Annotated in this window: 12 protein-coding genes and 1 pseudogene; 9 read left to right on the forward strand and 4 right to left on the reverse strand. The window is 71.9% G+C overall.

The window, feature by feature from the left end:
• Positions 1-1,406: MFS transporter (locus ABZ318_RS35180; RefSeq protein WP_356906497.1), on the reverse strand; the 1,406-nt coding region annotated here is incomplete at its 3' end.
• A gap of 120 nt (positions 1,407-1,526) precedes the next feature.
• On the opposite strand from ABZ318_RS35180, the gene ABZ318_RS35185 reads away from it, so the two are divergent.
• A complete protein-coding gene (locus tag ABZ318_RS35185; protein ID WP_356906498.1) occupies positions 1,527-1,982 on the forward strand; it encodes a MarR family transcriptional regulator in 456 nt (151 codons plus the stop codon).
• A 20-nt stretch (positions 1,983-2,002) separates the two neighbouring features.
• Here the strand turns inward: ABZ318_RS35185 and ABZ318_RS35190 are convergent, their stop codons facing one another.
• Positions 2,003-2,371 carry a YrdB family protein gene (locus ABZ318_RS35190; RefSeq protein WP_356906499.1) on the reverse strand — a complete coding sequence of 123 codons (369 nt, stop codon included), beginning with the start codon at positions 2,369-2,371 and terminating at the stop codon, positions 2,003-2,005.
• A 205-nt stretch (positions 2,372-2,576) separates the two neighbouring features.
• On the opposite strand from ABZ318_RS35190, the gene ABZ318_RS35195 reads away from it, so the two are divergent.
• The 4 genes from ABZ318_RS35195 to ABZ318_RS35210 all read left to right on the forward strand — a co-directional run bounded on the left by ABZ318_RS35195 (position 2,577) and on the right by ABZ318_RS35210 (position 10,360).
• Positions 2,577-5,555, forward strand: a complete 2,979-nt coding sequence (locus tag ABZ318_RS35195; protein WP_356906500.1) for a carbohydrate binding domain-containing protein — start codon at positions 2,577-2,579, stop codon at positions 5,553-5,555.
• A 219-nt stretch (positions 5,556-5,774) separates the two neighbouring features.
• Positions 5,775-7,550 carry a S8 family serine peptidase gene (locus ABZ318_RS35200; RefSeq protein WP_356906501.1) on the forward strand — a complete coding sequence of 592 codons (1,776 nt, stop codon included), beginning with the start codon at positions 5,775-5,777 and terminating at the stop codon, positions 7,548-7,550.
• Between the two features lie 215 nt (positions 7,551-7,765).
• A complete protein-coding gene (locus ABZ318_RS35205; RefSeq protein WP_356906502.1) occupies positions 7,766-8,668 on the forward strand; it encodes a diiron oxygenase in 903 nt (300 codons plus the stop codon).
• 33 nt (positions 8,669-8,701) lie between these two features.
• A complete protein-coding gene (locus tag ABZ318_RS35210) occupies positions 8,702-10,360 on the forward strand; it encodes an FAD-dependent oxidoreductase (RefSeq protein WP_356906503.1) in 1,659 nt (552 codons plus the stop codon).
• 57 nt (positions 10,361-10,417) lie between these two features.
• Here ABZ318_RS35210 and ABZ318_RS35215 read toward each other — a convergent pair whose 3' ends face one another.
• Positions 10,418-11,002, reverse strand: coding sequence for a Type-2Aa cytolytic delta-endotoxin (locus ABZ318_RS35215; protein WP_093872544.1), 585 nt, complete (start codon positions 11,000-11,002; stop codon positions 10,418-10,420).
• Positions 11,003-11,137: 135 nt separating this feature from the next.
• The gene (locus ABZ318_RS35220; RefSeq protein ID WP_356906504.1) at positions 11,138-11,944 is read right to left on the reverse strand and encodes a LysR family transcriptional regulator substrate-binding protein; all 807 of its coding nucleotides are present in this window, start codon (positions 11,942-11,944) and stop codon (positions 11,138-11,140) included.
• A 64-nt stretch (positions 11,945-12,008) separates the two neighbouring features.
• Here ABZ318_RS35220 and ABZ318_RS35225 point away from each other — a divergent pair, with 64 nt between their 5' ends.
• From ABZ318_RS35225 to ABZ318_RS35240, 4 genes and pseudogenes are all read left to right on the forward strand, one after another.
• Complete coding sequence (locus ABZ318_RS35225) at positions 12,009-12,407, forward strand: DUF5997 family protein (RefSeq protein ID WP_356906505.1); 399 nt, start codon at positions 12,009-12,011, stop codon at positions 12,405-12,407.
• Positions 12,408-12,510: 103 nt separating this feature from the next.
• A complete protein-coding gene (locus tag ABZ318_RS35230) occupies positions 12,511-13,488 on the forward strand; it encodes a universal stress protein (RefSeq protein WP_356906506.1) in 978 nt (325 codons plus the stop codon).
• 228 nt (positions 13,489-13,716) lie between these two features.
• A complete protein-coding gene (locus ABZ318_RS35235) occupies positions 13,717-14,217 on the forward strand; it encodes an NUDIX domain-containing protein (RefSeq protein ID WP_356906507.1) in 501 nt (166 codons plus the stop codon).
• Between the two features lie 134 nt (positions 14,218-14,351).
• Positions 14,352-15,131 (forward strand): annotated as a pseudogene (locus tag ABZ318_RS35240) (VOC family protein); the annotation flags it as partial.
• Between the last annotated feature and the right edge of the window lie 113 nt (positions 15,132-15,244).

A 15,244-nucleotide genomic window follows, 5' to 3' on the forward strand; every position in this document is an offset into this window, starting at 1 on the left:
CCGGCGGCCGGCGCGGCGAGCCTCGCGGGGATCAGCGCGGCGACGACCGCCGCCACGAGGCCGACGCCGCAGCCGATCAGCATCGCGACCCGGAAGCCGTCCTCGGAGGGCAGCACGTGGCCGCCGAGGGTGGTGGTCAGCTGGGCGAGGACGACACCGATGACGGCGGCCGAGGCGGAGGTGCCGATGGAGCGCATCAGCGTGTTGAAGCTGTTGGCCGAGGCGGTCTCCTCCTGCGGCACCGCGCCCATGATGAGCGCCGGCATGGCCCCGTAGGCGAGTCCGACGCCGGTGTTGCAGATGAGGGTCACGGCGAGCAGGCCCCAGGTGGAACCCATCAGGGCGAGGGAGGAGCCGTACCCGGCGGAGATGACGAGCGCGCCGACCGAGAGCGTGACCTTGGGGCCGCGGGCGGCGGAGAGCTTGGCGCCGAGGGGGGCCAGGATCATCATCATCAGGCCCGCCGGGGCCATCCAGAGGCCCATGGCCATCATCGACTGGCCGAGGCCGTACCCGGTCGCCTCGGGCAGCTGGAACAGCTGGGGGACGACCAGCGACTGCGCGTACATGGCGAAGCCGACCAGCACCGAGGCCGCGTTGGTCATCAGGACGACCGGGCGGGCGGTGACACGCAGGTCGACGAGCGGGTCGGCGGTGCGCAGCTCCCAGGCGCCCCAGGCGAGCAGGACGACGGCCGCGACGGCGAACAGGCCGAGGGTGGTGCCGCTGCCCCAGCCCCAGGTCGCGCCCTTGGACACGGCGAGCAGCAGGGCGACGAGGCCGACGCCGAGGCCGAGGGCGCCCGGCAGGTCGAAGCGGCCGGGGGCGGCGGCGCGCCGTCCGGCGGGGACGACGCGCCAGATCAGGGCGCCGACCAGGACGCTCAGTCCGGCGGCGACCCAGAAGAGCACGCGCCAGCTGGCGTTCTCGGCGACGGCCGCGGAGAAGGGCAGGCCGAGGGCGCCGCCGACGCCCATGGAGGCGCTCATCAGGGCGATGGAGCCGCCGAGCCTCTCGGGCGGCAGGATGTCGCGGAGCAGGCTGATGCCGAGCGGGACGACGCCCATGCCGAGGCCCTGGAGGCCGCGTCCGACGATCATCGGGACGACGGAGGAGGCGAGCGCGCAGACGACCGAGCCCGCGACGAGCGGGATCACGGAGACGAGCAGGACGCGCCGCTTGCCGAGGGTGTCCCCGAGCCGGCCGGCCACGGGGGTGGCGACGGCTCCGGCGAGGAGGGTGGCGGTGATCACCCAGGAGGCGTCGGAGGCGGTGGTGCCGAGCAGCCGGGGGAGGTCGCCGATGAGGGGCACCACCAGGGTCTGCATGAGTGCGGCGACGATGCCGGCCAGGGCGAGGACGCCGACGACGCCGCCGGGGCGGGCCTCGGGCTTGGAGCCGTCCACGGGTTCTCCCTCGTGCTTTCTTCGGTTTTCGGGATCAGGTATATGCATGATGCACATCAATTGCTGCATACACAAGCCATGCGTGATGCACATGACCTCGGGACAGGAGAGAATGCCCTCATGGACAAGCCCACCCACCTGGTCGAGTTCGAGAGCATGCTGCTCGGACGGCACGCCCACCTGTACGGGCCCCGCTCACGGGCGGCCGGCGGCCACCTCGACCGCAGCGCGTACGTCCTCCTCACCCGCATCCGGATGCACGGGCCGATGTCCATCGGGCAGCTCAGCGAGGCCTTCGGCCTCGACGCCTCCACCCTCAACCGGCAGACCGCCGCGATGCTGCGCGCCGGGGTCGTGGAGCGCATCCCGGACCCGGAGGGCGGCATCGCCCGCAAGTTCCGCATCACGGAGGAGGGCGAGCGCCGCCTGGACGCCGACCGGGCCTCGAACGTGGAGGGTCTGGAGCGGGTGATGGAGGACTGGTCGCCCGAGGACGTGGCCCGCTTCGCCGCCTACCTCGAACGCTTCAACCGGGACATCGAGCGGCTCGAAGGACGCCCCTGGCCGCGCCCGTGACGCCGACCGCGTAGTCCTCCTCAGACGCCCCGCCGCATCGCGGCCTGCCGGTCCGCCGCCGCCAGGGCGGTGTTGACGAGCGCCACGACGGCGAAGGAGAGGACCCACGCCGACCGGTCGAGGGCCTGGAGCGCGACCGCCGCCGCGCCGAACACCAGGGCCTTCACGAGCAGAACACCAGGGAGCGGCACCGGGATCCGCGCCCTGGGAGCGGCGAACAGCCCCCAGATCACGGCCGCGACGGCAGGCGCGGCGACCGCGAGCGACAGCCGGAGCGCCACGTTCTCCGCGCTTTCCCATCCCCACCAGGCCAGTACGGCCAGGGCGGCGAGTTCGAGCAGGAACGCCAGCCCTTCGTTCAATACGTGCAGGGGCGCGGGCAGCTTCATCGGGACCTCTCGGACTCGATCACACGGGCGACCGCGCCGAGCGTAGACGCCGCTTCGGTCAGAAGTCTTTACCTACGGGACCCGGCAGCGGTAACTTCCCGCCGACGCAAGGAATTTCAGAAACTTTCCGACTGCGTTTCCAACGGTGCCGATCCCCGCCCCTCCCACCGGCCCGCACGGAACGCGCCTCCGCCTGGAGAATCAGATGAGCCGCACCCGCATCCCCCTGCCCGGACGCCCGGTGGCCGTCCTGGCCGTGGCCGCCGGCCTGCTCGGCCTGCTCGCCGCGCCACCCGACGACCCCTCGCCCAGGACCGCCCCGGTCGCGACGACCGCCGAGAACACGGCGACGGTCTTCTACTGGACGAAGACGAAGAACTGGGCCGCCTACAACCTGCACTACGCCCCCGACGGCGGCTCCTGGACCACGGTCCCCGGCGTCGCCATGGAGCCCGCCTGTACGGACTGGGTGAAGGAGACCGTCAGCCTCGGCACGGTCGCCGGGCTCCGGGCCACCTTCAACAACGGCAGCGGCACCTGGGACAACAACGGCGGCAAGAACTACGCCCTGGGCACCGGGAACATCACCGTCAAGGACGGGGTCGTCGCCCACTCCGACCCGTGCGCCGACACTCCCCCGCCGGCCTCCGGGAAGGCGACGGTGTACTACTCCTCGGCCTCGCTCGGCTGGTCGACGGTGAACGTCCACTACCAGCCGGCCGGCGGTGCGTGGACGACCGCGCCCGGTCTCGGCATGACGGCGGCCTGCACCGGCTGGTGGAAGCGGGAGCTCGACCTCGGCACGGCCACCTCCCTCAAAGCCGCCTTCAACAACGGCAACGGCACCTGGGACAACAACGGCGGATCCGACTACACGATCGGCACCGGCACCTCCACCGTCCGGGACCGGGTGGTGACGGCGAACGCGGCCGACCCGTGCGCCGCCACCCCGCCCGACACCCGGGCACCCACCGCCCCGACCCGGGTCACCGCGACCGCCGACGGCGTCTCCGTCCTGCTCTCCTGGGACGCGGCCACCGACGACCGGGGCGTGACGAAGTACCAGGTCACCCGGACCGGCGGCAGCACCGGCACGGTGGTCACGGACGTCGGTTCGACGGTCTTCTCGGACACGAACCTGGCCGAACGCACCACGTACGCCTACACGGTGAAGGCCGTGGACGCCGCCGGGAACGTCTCCGCCGCCTCGGCCGCCGCGACCGCCACCACCGGCGACAAGCCGGCCACGCCCGCGACCGGCAGGCCGCTGGGCACCGACCCGCGCAAGGACCCGATCTACTTCGTCCTCACCGCCCGCTTCAACGACGGCGACGCCTCCAACAACCGGGGCGGCAGCCAGCACGTCAAGTCGGGCAACGCGGCCAACGACGACCCGATGTTCCGCGGCGACTTCAAGGGCCTGATCCAGAAGCTGGACTACGTCAAGGGCCTCGGGTTCTCGGCGATATGGGTCACCCCGGTGGTCCTCAACCGCTCGGACTACGACTACCACGGCTACCACGGCTGGGACTTCTACAAGGTCGACCCGCGCCTGGAGTCCGCCGGCGCCTCCTACCAGGACCTGATCGACGCCGCCCACGCCAAGGGCATGAAGATCTACCAGGACGTGGTCTACAACCACTCCTCCCGCTGGGGCGCCAAGGGCCTCTTCGTCCCGACCGTGTACGGCGCCCGGGACAGCCAGTGGAGCTGGTACTACGACGAGAAGCAGCCCGGCTTCGAGTACGACGGCCTGACCGTCGACGCGAAGTCCGGCAAGTCGTACTACAACGGCGACCTGTGGTCGACGGCCGAGCCCACCGGCAACACCTGCGTCAACTGGGGCAAGCCCACCGGCGGCAAGAGCGCCGAGGGCTACACGGTCTACAACTGCCAGTGGCCCAGCCCGACGTCGGGCATGTTCCCGAAGGCGCTCTACCACCAGTGCTGGATCGGCAACTGGGAGGGCGAGGACTCCCGCTCCTGCTGGCTGCACGAGGACCTGGCGGACTTCGACACCGAGAACCCGACCGTCCAGAACTACCTGATCGGCGCGTACGACAAGTACATCGACATGGGCGTCGACGGCTTCCGCGTCGACACCGCCGTGCACATCCCGCGCACCACCTGGAACCGCCGCTTCCTGCCCGCCATCCAGGAGCGGGTCACCCAGCGCCACGGCGCGGAGGCAGCGAAGAACTTCTTCGTCTTCGGCGAGGTCGCCGCCTTCGTCAACGACAAGTGGAACCGCGGCTCGGTGAACCACTCGGCGCAGTTCTACACCTGGAAGGAGCGCAAGGAGTACGCCGCCGACGACGCCAAGGCGGCGCTCGAGATGTACGACTACGAGCAGCAGCAGGGCACCGGCAACCAGCCCACCTCCACCAACGCCTTCCTCGACGGCAACAGCTACCACACGCCCGACCACAGCCGCTTCTCCGGCATGAACGTCATCGACATGCGCATGCACATGAACTTCGGCGACGCGCAGAACGCCTTCTCCAACGGCAAGGACTCCGACGACAGCTACAACGACGCCACCTACAACGTCGTCTACGTCGACAGCCACGACTACGGCCCCAACAAGTCCTCCGAGCGGTACGCGGGCGGCACCGACGCCTGGGCCGAGAACATGTCCCTGATGTGGACCTTCCGCGGCATCCCGACGCTCTACTACGGCTCCGAGATCGAGTTCCAGAAGGGCAAGAAGATCGACTGCGGGCCGACCTGTCCGCTGGCGACCACCGGCCGCGCCTACTACGGCGACCACGTCGCCGGCTCCGTCACCGCCTCCGACTTCTCCCGGGTCACCTCGGCCTCGGGAGCGGTCGCCACCACGCTCCAGCAGCCCCTGGTCCAGCACGTGCAGCGGCTCAACCAGATCCGCCGCGCCATCCCCGCGCTCCAGATGGGCCAGTACTCCACCGAGGGCATCTCGGGCGGCATGGCGTACAAGCGCCGCTACACCAGCGGCTCGACGGACAGCTTCGCCCTGGTCACCGTCTCGGGCGGCGCCACCTTCTCCGGCATCCCCAACGGCACGTACACCGACGCCGTGACCGGCGACGTCCGCACCGTCACCAACGGCACCCTCCCGGTCGCCGCACCCGGCAAGGGCAACCTCCGGGTGTACGTCCTGAACGGTCCCGGCAAGATCGGCACGGCCGGCCCCTACCTGAAGTAGCAAGGCCCGGCGAGGGGGTGGAGAACGGGAAAACCGCCCCCTCGTCGCCATGCTCAAGTCAAGATTCTGTTACACGAACGGGCTTCTCGGACAGAAGACTTCCTTCCGCCCCGTCCGTCTGGGATCTTGCGTCCACCCCACACATCACAGGGCCCGGCCGGCGCCACCCGCGCCACCGGGTCATCGGAGGACGCATTGTTTTCCCACATATCCGGCCGTATGAGACTCTCGGCCCTCGCGCTCGGCACGACGCTGGCGCTCGGCACGACCGTCGGCCTCGCGCAGGCCGCCCCGCTGGACAACGAGCCCCTCGGGGCCCGCTCGGCCGGCCCCGCCGCCGCTCCCGCTATCGCCGCGGCGCCCGCCGCCTGGGCCGCCGGCACCCGCGCCTACCTGGTCATCACGGCCCCGGGCGACACCACCGCCGTCCGCACCGCCATCGCGAGCAACGGCGGCTCGGTCTTCGCCTCGTACGACGCGATCGGCGTGATCGTCGCACACTCGGCCTCCGCCTCCTTCGCCGCCACGATGCGCGGCGTCTCCGGCGTCCAGAAGGTCGGCGCGACCCGTACCTCCGACGTCCCCGCCGACGCCTACAACCCGGCGCTCCCGGCCAACCCCTCGCAGGCCACCGCGCCCACGACGGAGCCGGTCCGCTCGGACATGACCCAGATCAAGGCCGACCAGGCCTGGGCCGTCAACAAGGGCTCCGCCACGGTCAAGGTCGGCATCCTGGACACCGGCGTGGACGACCAGCACCAGGACCTGGCGCCGAACTTCAACGCCGCCGACTCGGTCTCCTGCGCCTACGGCAAGGCGGACACCCGCGTCGGCGCCTGGCGCGACGTCGACCAGCACGGCACCCACGTGGCCGGCACGGTCGCGGCCGCCAAGAACGGCAAGGGCGCCATCGGCGTCGCGCCGGGCGTGAAGATCTCCTCGGTGCGCATCGCCGAGCCCGGCACCACGCTGTTCTTCGCGGAGAACACCGTCTGCGGCCTCGTGTGGGCCGGTGACCACGGCTTCAAGGTCACCAACAACAGCTACTACACGGACCCGTGGCAGTTCAACTGCCCCGACAACCTGGACCAGGCCGCCATCCTGGAGGGCGTGGGCCGCGCCCAGGCGTACGCCGAGAGCAAGGGCTCCCTCCAGGTCGCGGCGGCCGGCAACTCCAACGTCGACCTGGCGAACAAGACCACCGACTCGTCGAGCCCGAACGACTCGACGCCGGTGACCCGGACCCTCACCAACGCCTGCCTCGACATCCCGGCCGAGCTGCCGGGCGTGGTGACGGTCGCGGCGAACGGCACCAGCGGCACCTCCAAGGCGTCGTTCTCCAACTACGGCCGTGACGTCATCGAGGTCTCGGCACCCGGCGAGTCCGTCTACAGCACCGTCCCCGGCGGCAAGTACGCCTCGCTGAGCGGCACCTCGATGGCCTCCCCGCACGTGGCGGGCGTGGCCGCGCTGCTGGCCAGCGCCAACCCGGCGTACACCCCGGCGGACATCCGGGCGAAGCTCGGCGAGCAGGCCACCGACCTGGCGTGCCCGTCGGACGCCCGGTGCACCGGCACCACGGCGAAGAACAGCTTCTTCGGCGAGGGCCGCGTGGACGCGCTGAAGGCCGTCGGCGGCTCGACCCCGCCGGCCGGGGCGTACTTCGAGAACCTCACGGACTACGCGATCGCGGACAACTCCACGGTCGAGAGCCCCCTCACGGTCAGCGGTGTGACGGGCAACGCGCCGGCCGGCCTCAAGGTGGGCGTCGACATCAAGCACACCTACATCGGTGACCTGAAGGTCGACCTGGTGGCCCCGGACGGCACCGTGTACACGCTGCACAACCGGACCGGCAGCGGCACGGACAACATCCTCCAGACGTACACGGTCGACGCCTCGGCGGAGGTCGCGAACGGCGTCTGGAAGCTGCGCGTGAACGACAACGCGAGCCAGGACACGGGCAGGATCGACGCCTGGAACCTGACCTTCTAGCACCGGACCTTCCGTCCCTGCCGACCCGGGAGCGGGGCCGGAGCCGTCGTGGCTCCGGCCCCGTTCGCGTACCCGCGGTAACTCCCGCGGGAAGAAAGTCCGTACGAGGGGTAGGCCTCCCCCGGGCCCTTGCTATACGTTCCGTCTAACAAGCTTGCTAGACGCGACGTCTAACAAGCGCCCGAGCCGCTCGAGCGACCCCGAGGAGCCGCACCATGGCAAGCAGCACCGTTCGCCCCGACAACGAAGACCACGACGTCGCCGCGCGGCTGCTCCTGTCGGCCGCGAAGCTCTCCTACGACCCCGCCGCCGAGGTCGACTGGGACACCCCCCTCGACAAGGACTTCCACGGACAGAGCCCGGAGTGGAACAGCCTCTACGGGACCGCCTACTGGAACGAGATGACCGAGGAGCAGCGCAAGGAACTGACCCGCCAGGAGTCCGCCTCGGTGGCCAGCACCGGCATCTGGTTCGAGATGATCCTCCAGCAGATGGTGCTGCGCGACATGTACGCCAAGGACCCCACCGACCCCCGGTTCCAGTGGGCCCTCACCGAGATCGCCGACGAGTGCCGCCACTCCATCATGTTCGCCCGGGGCGCCCAGAAGCTCGGCGCCCCCGCCTACCGGCCCAGGCGGGCGGTGCTCGAACTCGGCAGGGCCTTCAAGACCGTCGGCTTCGGCGAGGCCGCCTACGCCGGCATCCTCGTCGCCGAGGAGGTCCTCGACGTCATGCAGCGCGACTGGATGCGCGACGAGCGGGTCGTCCCCTTCGTCCGCACGATCAACAACATCCACGTCGTCGAGGAGTCCCGGCACATGAAGTTCGCCCGGGACGAGACGCGCCGCCGCCTGGCCCGCGCCGGCCGGGCCCGCCGCAACTTCCACGCCCTGGTCGTCGCCGTCGCCGCGTACTACATCGTCACCAGCCTGGTCAGCCCCGACGTCTACGCGAAGGCCGGCCTCGACCCGGTGCGCGCCCGGCGCGAGGCCGCCGCCAACGAGCACTACAAGGCGCAGATGCGCGCCAGCTGCGCCGGCCTCATGGAGTTCCTGGCCTCGGTCCGCCTGCTGACCCGGCCCGCGCTCTTCTTCTACAAGCGCGCGAACCTCATCTGACCCCTCTCCCCGGACCCGAGCTGAGCCGACGACATGACCTACGCCATCACCCAGACCTGCTGCAACGACGCCACCTGCGTCGCCGTCTGCCCGGTCAACTGCATCCACCCGACGCCGGAGGAACCGGACTTCGGCACCACCGAGATGCTCTACATCGACCCGAAGAGCTGCATCGACTGCGGGGCCTGCGCCGACGCCTGCCCCGTCGACGCGATCTTCCCGGCCGACCGGCTCACCGAGCGGCTGCGGGAGTACGAGGGCATCAACGCCGCCTACTACGCGGAGCGCGAGCCCGCCCCGGTCCTCGCCTCGCCGACCTTCCACCGCTGGGGCGAGCCGGTCTTCGACCGCTCGATCCCGGCCGACTTCGCCCCGATCCGCGTCGCGATCGTCGGCACGGGACCGGCCGGCATGTACGCCGCCGAGGACCTCCTCCTGCACACCAACGCCGAGGTGACGCTGATCGACCGGCTGCCGGTCGCCGGCGGTCTCGTCCGGTACGGCGTGGCGCCGGACCACCCGGCGACCAAGGGGGCCGGGGAGACCTTCGCCCGCTTCCACTCCCACCCCCGGGTCCGCATGCGGCTCGGCGTCGAGATCGGCACGGACGTCACCCCCGGGGAACTCGCCGCGCACCACGACGCGGTGGTCTACGCGGTGGGCGCGCCCTCCGACCGGCGGCTCGGCATCCCCGGCGAGGACCTGCCGGGCAGCGTCTCGGCGAGCTCCGTCGTCTCCTGGTACAACGCGCACCCGGAGACCGGCGCGGACACCGTCCGGCTCTCCGCCGAGCGGGTCGTCGTGGCCGGCAACGGCAACGTGGCGCTCGACGTCGCCCGCGTCCTCGTCACGGACCCCGACGCCCTCGCCCGTACGGACATCGCCGACCACGCGCTGGCCGCCCTGCGGGACGCACGGGTCCGCGAGGTGGTGCTCCTGGGCCGCCGGGGCCCCGAGCACGCCGCGTACACCACCTCCGAACTGCTCGCCCTGAAGCACCTGCCCGGGGTCGACCTGGTCGTCGACGACCGCGACCCGCGCACCGGAGCGGCGATCGACGCGGCCGTGCCCGGCGCGAAGGCCGCGCTCCTGAAGGGCGTGGCCCGGGAGGCGGTGGACTGGACGGGATCCCCGGCGCGGGACCGGCGGCGGATCGTGCTGCGCTTCCACTCCGCCCCGGTCGAGGCCCTCGGCACCGACGGCGTGCGGGCGGTCCGGGTGACGGAGGACGGCGAGCCGGCCGGTACGGAGATCGGGGCGGGCCTCCTCGTCCGGGCCATCGGCTACCGGGGCGTGCCGCTCGCGGGGCTGCCGTTCGACGAGACGACCGGCACCGTGCCGCACGAGGCCGGCCGGGTCGTGGGGCTGCCCGGCAGCTACGTCGTCGGCTGGATCAAGCGCGGGCCCTCCGGGGGCATCGGGGCCAACCGGGCCTGCGCGGAGGAGACGGTGGGGACGCTGCTCGCGGACGCGGTCGCCGGGGCGCTGCCGAAGCCGACGGGCACCTCCCAGGAGTTCCGCCGTCTCGCGCGCAGCCGCAGCGGACGGGGGCTCGTCGACGCGCGCGGGCTCGCCTCCATCGACCGGGCCGAGCGGGCGCGGGGCCGGGACGCGGGGCGGCCACGGGTCAAGCTCGCCACGGTGCCGGAGCTCGTCGCGGCGGCGCGGGGCGGTCGGCGGCTGCGGGGCTGAGGGGCCCCCTCGGATCCGGCCCGGGACGGCGGGCCGGTGCGGAGCGGGTCGTCCGGGTCAGACGGAGACCGGGGCGCCCAGCGCCTGGCGGAGCACGATCGCGTTGAGCCGTACCGCGAAGGGCACGACGTCGGTCAGGTCGAGCGCGAGGGTCTCGGCCTTCGGCAGCTCGACGGTCACGTCGACGCAGAAGGCCAGGGCGTACATGTGGTCCCCGGTCTCCTCGTCCTGGAGGGCGAAGAACAGGTCCCGGTAGAAACGGGTGCGGTCCCCGGACTCCTCGTAGAAGGAGAGTCCGGGCTGCCCCTCCTGCGCGGCGAGCCCGGTGAAGGCCTGGACGAGCTCCCGCTCGACCGTGGCCCAGAAGCCGGCCTCCGCGCACTCCGGCGGCAGCGCCTGGCGGACGGCTTCCTTGAGGGAGAGGACCATGACGAGGGCGGGGGCGTGCTCCTGGAGCCCCCAGCCCCGGACCATCTTCACCACGTCGCTGTCCGGGACGGCCGAGGCCGCCCGGTGGATCGCCTCGAAGTCGAAGTTGACGGTCGCCGGGGCGATCGCCTCCTGGAACACCCGGTCGATGGACCGGGCCTGCGCGAGGTGGTCCGGTGCCACCTCGACGACGGTCCTGAAACTGGCGGCCAAAGCTCCTCCTGGATGATCTCGGTGATCAGGAGGGGTCAGTATGCCGAGGTGCCGGAGGCCGGGCGCCGGGTGTCCGCCGTGCGGACGGTTCGAACAGTCCGCCGTACGACGGACTGTTCGGGCGCGGCGGGTCGTTCAGCCGCGGCCGCGGCGTGGCTTCCCGCTCCGGCCGGCGCCTCCGCCGCCCTTGCGGGGCGCCGGGGGGCGGCCGGTGGTGCGGGAGCCGCCGCCCGGCTTCCCGCTCTTCGCCGGCTTCGCGGCCTTCTGCGGCTTGGGCTGCTTCTGGCCCTTCTTCTCCTCGGCTCGGCGGCCCCGGGTGCTGTTCACGGTGCGGCCGCGCACGATGCCGATGAACTCCTCCACCAGGTCGGGCGCCTCGTCCGCCGCCAGCCACGACAGGGCCACCCGCGACTGCGGGACGCCGACGAGGGTCCGGTAGGTGAGGTCCTTGCGGTGGTGCAGCCGGGCCAGCGACTGCGGGACGGCGAGCACGCCGACGCCCGCGGCGACCAGTTCGATCGCGTCGGCCGTCGTCGCCGGGCGCTCCATGGCGGGGCGGCCGGGCGGCTGCTCCCAGCCGAGGGTGTCGTCGAGGGGGTGGAGGACGAGCTCGTCGGCGAGGTCCTCGGCCGACACCTCCTCCACGGCCGCGAACAGGTGGTCCTTGGGGACGACGACGACCGTCGTCTCCGTGTAGAGCGGGATCGCGCTGAGGTCGTCCCGGTCGACGGGCAGCCGGACGAGGCCCGCGTCCGCGGTGCCCTCCCGGAGCGCGTCGAAGGCCTCGGCCGGGGTCACGGAGAGGAGCGTCAGGGGTACGTCGGGCAGGCGCTCGTTCCAGATCCGCACCCACTTCGCGGGTGTCGCTCCCGGCACGTAGGCGAGCCGGAAGGAGGAGGAAGGAGAAGCGGGGGAAGAGGAGGAAGCGTCCGTGCCTGTCACCCCGCCAGGTTACCGGTAGCCGCCGTGGTCGGAGCTCGCCCGCATGCTCGATACCCTTGACACCATGACGTCGCACCAGAACACCCAGACGATGAAGCCCGCGACCGCGGCGAAGAAGCTGGGTGTGTACCTCGAGGCCACCCCCGCAGAGTTCCAGGAGGGTGTCGTCTCGCGCACCGAGCTGAACGAGCTCCAGGCCAATCCGCCGGCCTGGCTCCAGGAGCTGCGCAAGAACGGTCCGCACCCCCGCCCGGTGGTCGCGTCGAAGCTGGGCGTCTCCATCGCCGGTCTCGCGCGCGGCGGCATCACCGAGCCGCTGACCACCGAGCAGATCGACGCGCTCAAGCAGGAGTCCCCGGAGTGGCTCCAGAAGGAGCGGGCCACCCAGGCGGAGGTCCGCAAGGAGACCGTCCGCATCAAGGAGCGCAACGAGGAGCGGGCGCGCCGGCAGCAGGGCGCCTGACCGGACTCCCCGCACGCCTGACCGACTCCCCGCGCCGGTCCGTACCGAAGCCTTTCGGTACGGACCGGCGTGGCGTTTCCCCGGGGGAGGGAGGCATTCCCCCATGAGTGACACCAGCACCGCGTACGAGCCGCCGGTCGTCGTCGGCGTGGACGGGTCCGAGCACAGTCTCCGGGCCCTGGAGTGGGCGCTGAGCGCCGCGGAGGGTCTGGGCGCGCCGCTGGTGGTGGCCCATGTGCGCTCCGACGCGCTCCAGCTCGGCGCCGCCCGCATCGCCTCCCTGGGGACGGTGCCGGAGCTGCCCGACACGGTCGCGCGGGGCGTACGGACGGTGGTCGAGGAGCGGGGGCACCGCGTGCCGGTGCGGTACGACTCGCTGGACGGGTCCGTGACGGACGCCCTGCCGGCGGCGGCGCGGGGGGCGCGACTCCTCGTGACCGGTTCCCGGGGTCACGGCGGTTTCGCGAGCCTGCTGCTGGGCTCGACCAGCCGGACGCTGGCCATGACGGCGCCCTGCCCGCTGGTGGTCGTCCCGCACGAGGCGCGTGCCGCCGCGCTCACGGACGGGGCGGAGGCGGGGCGGGTGCTGCTGGGGCTGCATGCGGAGGAGACTCCGGACGAGGCGGTGGGCTTCGCCTTCGAGGCGGCTCACCACCGGGGCGTGCCGCTGGAGGCGGTGACGGCGTTCCGGCTGCCCACGCCGCAGGGCGCGGTCCTTCCGGCGCCTTCTCCCGCGCTCCAGGTGCCGCCGCCGCTGCCCGTCGCGGACGAGGTCGCGGAGACGGAGGAGCTGGTGAGGGAGGTGGAGCGGGAACAGGAGGAGCGGCTGCGGCCGTTCGTGGCGCGGTGGCCGGGGGTGGAGGTGGTCCCGGTGGTGGTGCCGGGGGACGCGGCGGGCCGGCTCGTGGACGGGTCGCGGGACGCGGGTCTCGTGGTGGTGGGGCGGCATCACCGGCACCGCTTCGGCTCGCTGCTCCTCGGTTCCGTGGCCCACGCGGTGCTGCATCACGCGCACTGTCCGGTGGCGGTGGTGCCGCCGGAGGCCGCGGGGTCCGGGCATGACAGTCCCCGGCGGTCCTGATCGGTGCGCGTGGGCGTCGGCCGTCGCCGGCCACTCCGTGCCCGATGGGCCCCGCCGGGGGCCTGGCCAGATACTTGGTGGGAGTCACGCGGGCCTTCGGACGTCTCCGTCGGCGGGTGCGGCTCTCTCCCGTTGTCCGGTGTAAGAACGAGTCTCCTCCCTTTTTCGCCCGTTTCAAGGGTTTTCCGCTTTTTGTTCTGTGTCAGAGGCGGCTGATAGACAGAGCCCATGACGACCTCGCATCACGCCGCCACCGCCGCCCGCAACGTCCAGCCGCCGCCCGCCCGGGCCTCGCTCGGCGCGGGGGTCGTGGTGATCGACGGTTCCGGCCGCGTCCTGCTGGGCCTGCACCGCTCCGGAGTATGGGAGCTGCCGGGCGGCATGGTCGAGCCGGGCGAGTCGATCGAGGCCGCCGCCGTTCGCGAGCTGGCCGAGGAGACGACGCTGGTGGCGGACGCCACCGACGTGGAGGTCCTCGGGCTGGTCCTGGACTCCGTCACCTCGGCACAGCTGACGCGGATGACCGCGGCGACGGCCGTGCGCGGCTTCCGGGGCGTGCCGGCGGTGGCGGAGCCGGACAAGATCGAGCGCTGGGAGTGGACGGATCCGGGCGACCTGCCGGAGGCGCTGTTCCTGCCGTCGGCGCAGGTGCTGCGGATGTGGCGGCCCGGGCTCCCGATCCCCGACGGCCCGTTCCACCGCTATGCCCTGGGCCGGTTGTCCGACTGAGGCCGCACCGGTGCGGTGCGTCACCGCGCGAGCCCCGGCACGCGTGGCTAGCGTGGCCGGAGGTGCACGTCATCGAATCGAAAATCGAATCAGAGACCGAATCAGAGATCGAATCGGAAATGGGAGTCACCGTCATGGCCGCACGACCTGAAGGTACACCGGTCTGGACCGACGCGATGTTCACCGACGTCGAGGGCGCGAAGACGTTCTACGGCGATGTGCTCGGCTGGACCTTCGGCGAAGCGTCCTCGGAGTTCGGCAACTACACGCAGGCGTACAAGGGCGGCAAGGCGGTCGCGGCCGTCGTCCCGCCGATGCCGGGGCAGGACGGGGAGCCGCAGTCGACCTGGTGTCTGTACCTCGCCTCGGACGACGTCGCCGCCACGGCGGAGAAGATCCGGGGCGCGGGCGGTACCGTCCTGATGGAGCCGATGCAGGTCGGCGACTTCGGCTCGATGTGCATCGCGCAGGACCCGGCGGGCGTCGCGTTCGGCGTCTGGCAGGGCGGCGAGCACGAGGGCTTCGAGCTGGAGAGCCAGCCCGGCTCGTACGCCTGGGCCGAGGTCTTCACCCGTGAGCCGGCGAAGTCCGACGCCTTCTTCACCGAGGTCTTCGGCTACGGCTCCAAGAAGATCAAGGACGAGCACATGGACTACCGGGTCTTCGACCTCGGCGGCCCGCAGCCGGTGCTCGGCCGGATGGTGATGTCGGGCGAGGACTTCCCGCCGGAGATCCCCTCGTACATCCAGGTCTACTTCGCCGTCGACAACTGCGACCTGGCCGTCGACCGGGCCGTGGCCCTCGGCGGGAAGAAGGTGTTCGGGCCGATGGACAGCCCGTTCGGCCGGTTCGCGGCGATCGTGGACCCGCACGGTGCCGCGTTCGCGGTGATCGACGAGAAGACGACCGTCGGGTGTGGGGAGCCATGGGAGCCCCACATCTCCGAGAGCGCCCTGGCCGGACTGGTCGACGACCTGGCCGGCGAAGTGATCGTCCCCGGTCATCCGGGCTACGACGAGGCGCGTGC

Source organism: Streptomyces sp. NPDC006197 (assembly GCF_040613865.1).
Classification (GTDB): domain Bacteria; phylum Actinomycetota; class Actinomycetes; order Streptomycetales; family Streptomycetaceae; genus Streptomyces.

Excerpts from the sequence above, each read along its gene's own strand:
- ABZ318_RS35205 (WP_356906502.1), top strand. The coding sequence starts at position 7,766 with ATGGCAAGCAGCACCGTTCGCCCCGACAACGAAGACCACGACGTCGCC.
- ABZ318_RS35195 (WP_356906500.1), top strand. The coding sequence starts at position 2,577 with ATGAGCCGCACCCGCATCCCCCTGCCCGGACGCCCGGTGGCCGTCCTG.
- ABZ318_RS35225 (WP_356906505.1), top strand. The coding sequence starts at position 12,009 with ATGACGTCGCACCAGAACACCCAGACGATGAAGCCCGCGACCGCGGCG.
- ABZ318_RS35190 (WP_356906499.1), bottom strand. The coding sequence starts at position 2,371 with ATGAAGCTGCCCGCGCCCCTGCACGTATTGAACGAAGGGCTGGCGTTC.
- ABZ318_RS35235 (WP_356906507.1), top strand. The coding sequence starts at position 13,717 with ATGACGACCTCGCATCACGCCGCCACCGCCGCCCGCAACGTCCAGCCG.
- ABZ318_RS35200 (WP_356906501.1), top strand. The coding sequence starts at position 5,775 with ATGAGACTCTCGGCCCTCGCGCTCGGCACGACGCTGGCGCTCGGCACG.
- ABZ318_RS35185 (WP_356906498.1), top strand. The coding sequence starts at position 1,527 with ATGGACAAGCCCACCCACCTGGTCGAGTTCGAGAGCATGCTGCTCGGA.
- ABZ318_RS35210 (WP_356906503.1), top strand. The coding sequence starts at position 8,702 with ATGACCTACGCCATCACCCAGACCTGCTGCAACGACGCCACCTGCGTC.
- ABZ318_RS35230 (WP_356906506.1), top strand. The coding sequence starts at position 12,511 with ATGAGTGACACCAGCACCGCGTACGAGCCGCCGGTCGTCGTCGGCGTG.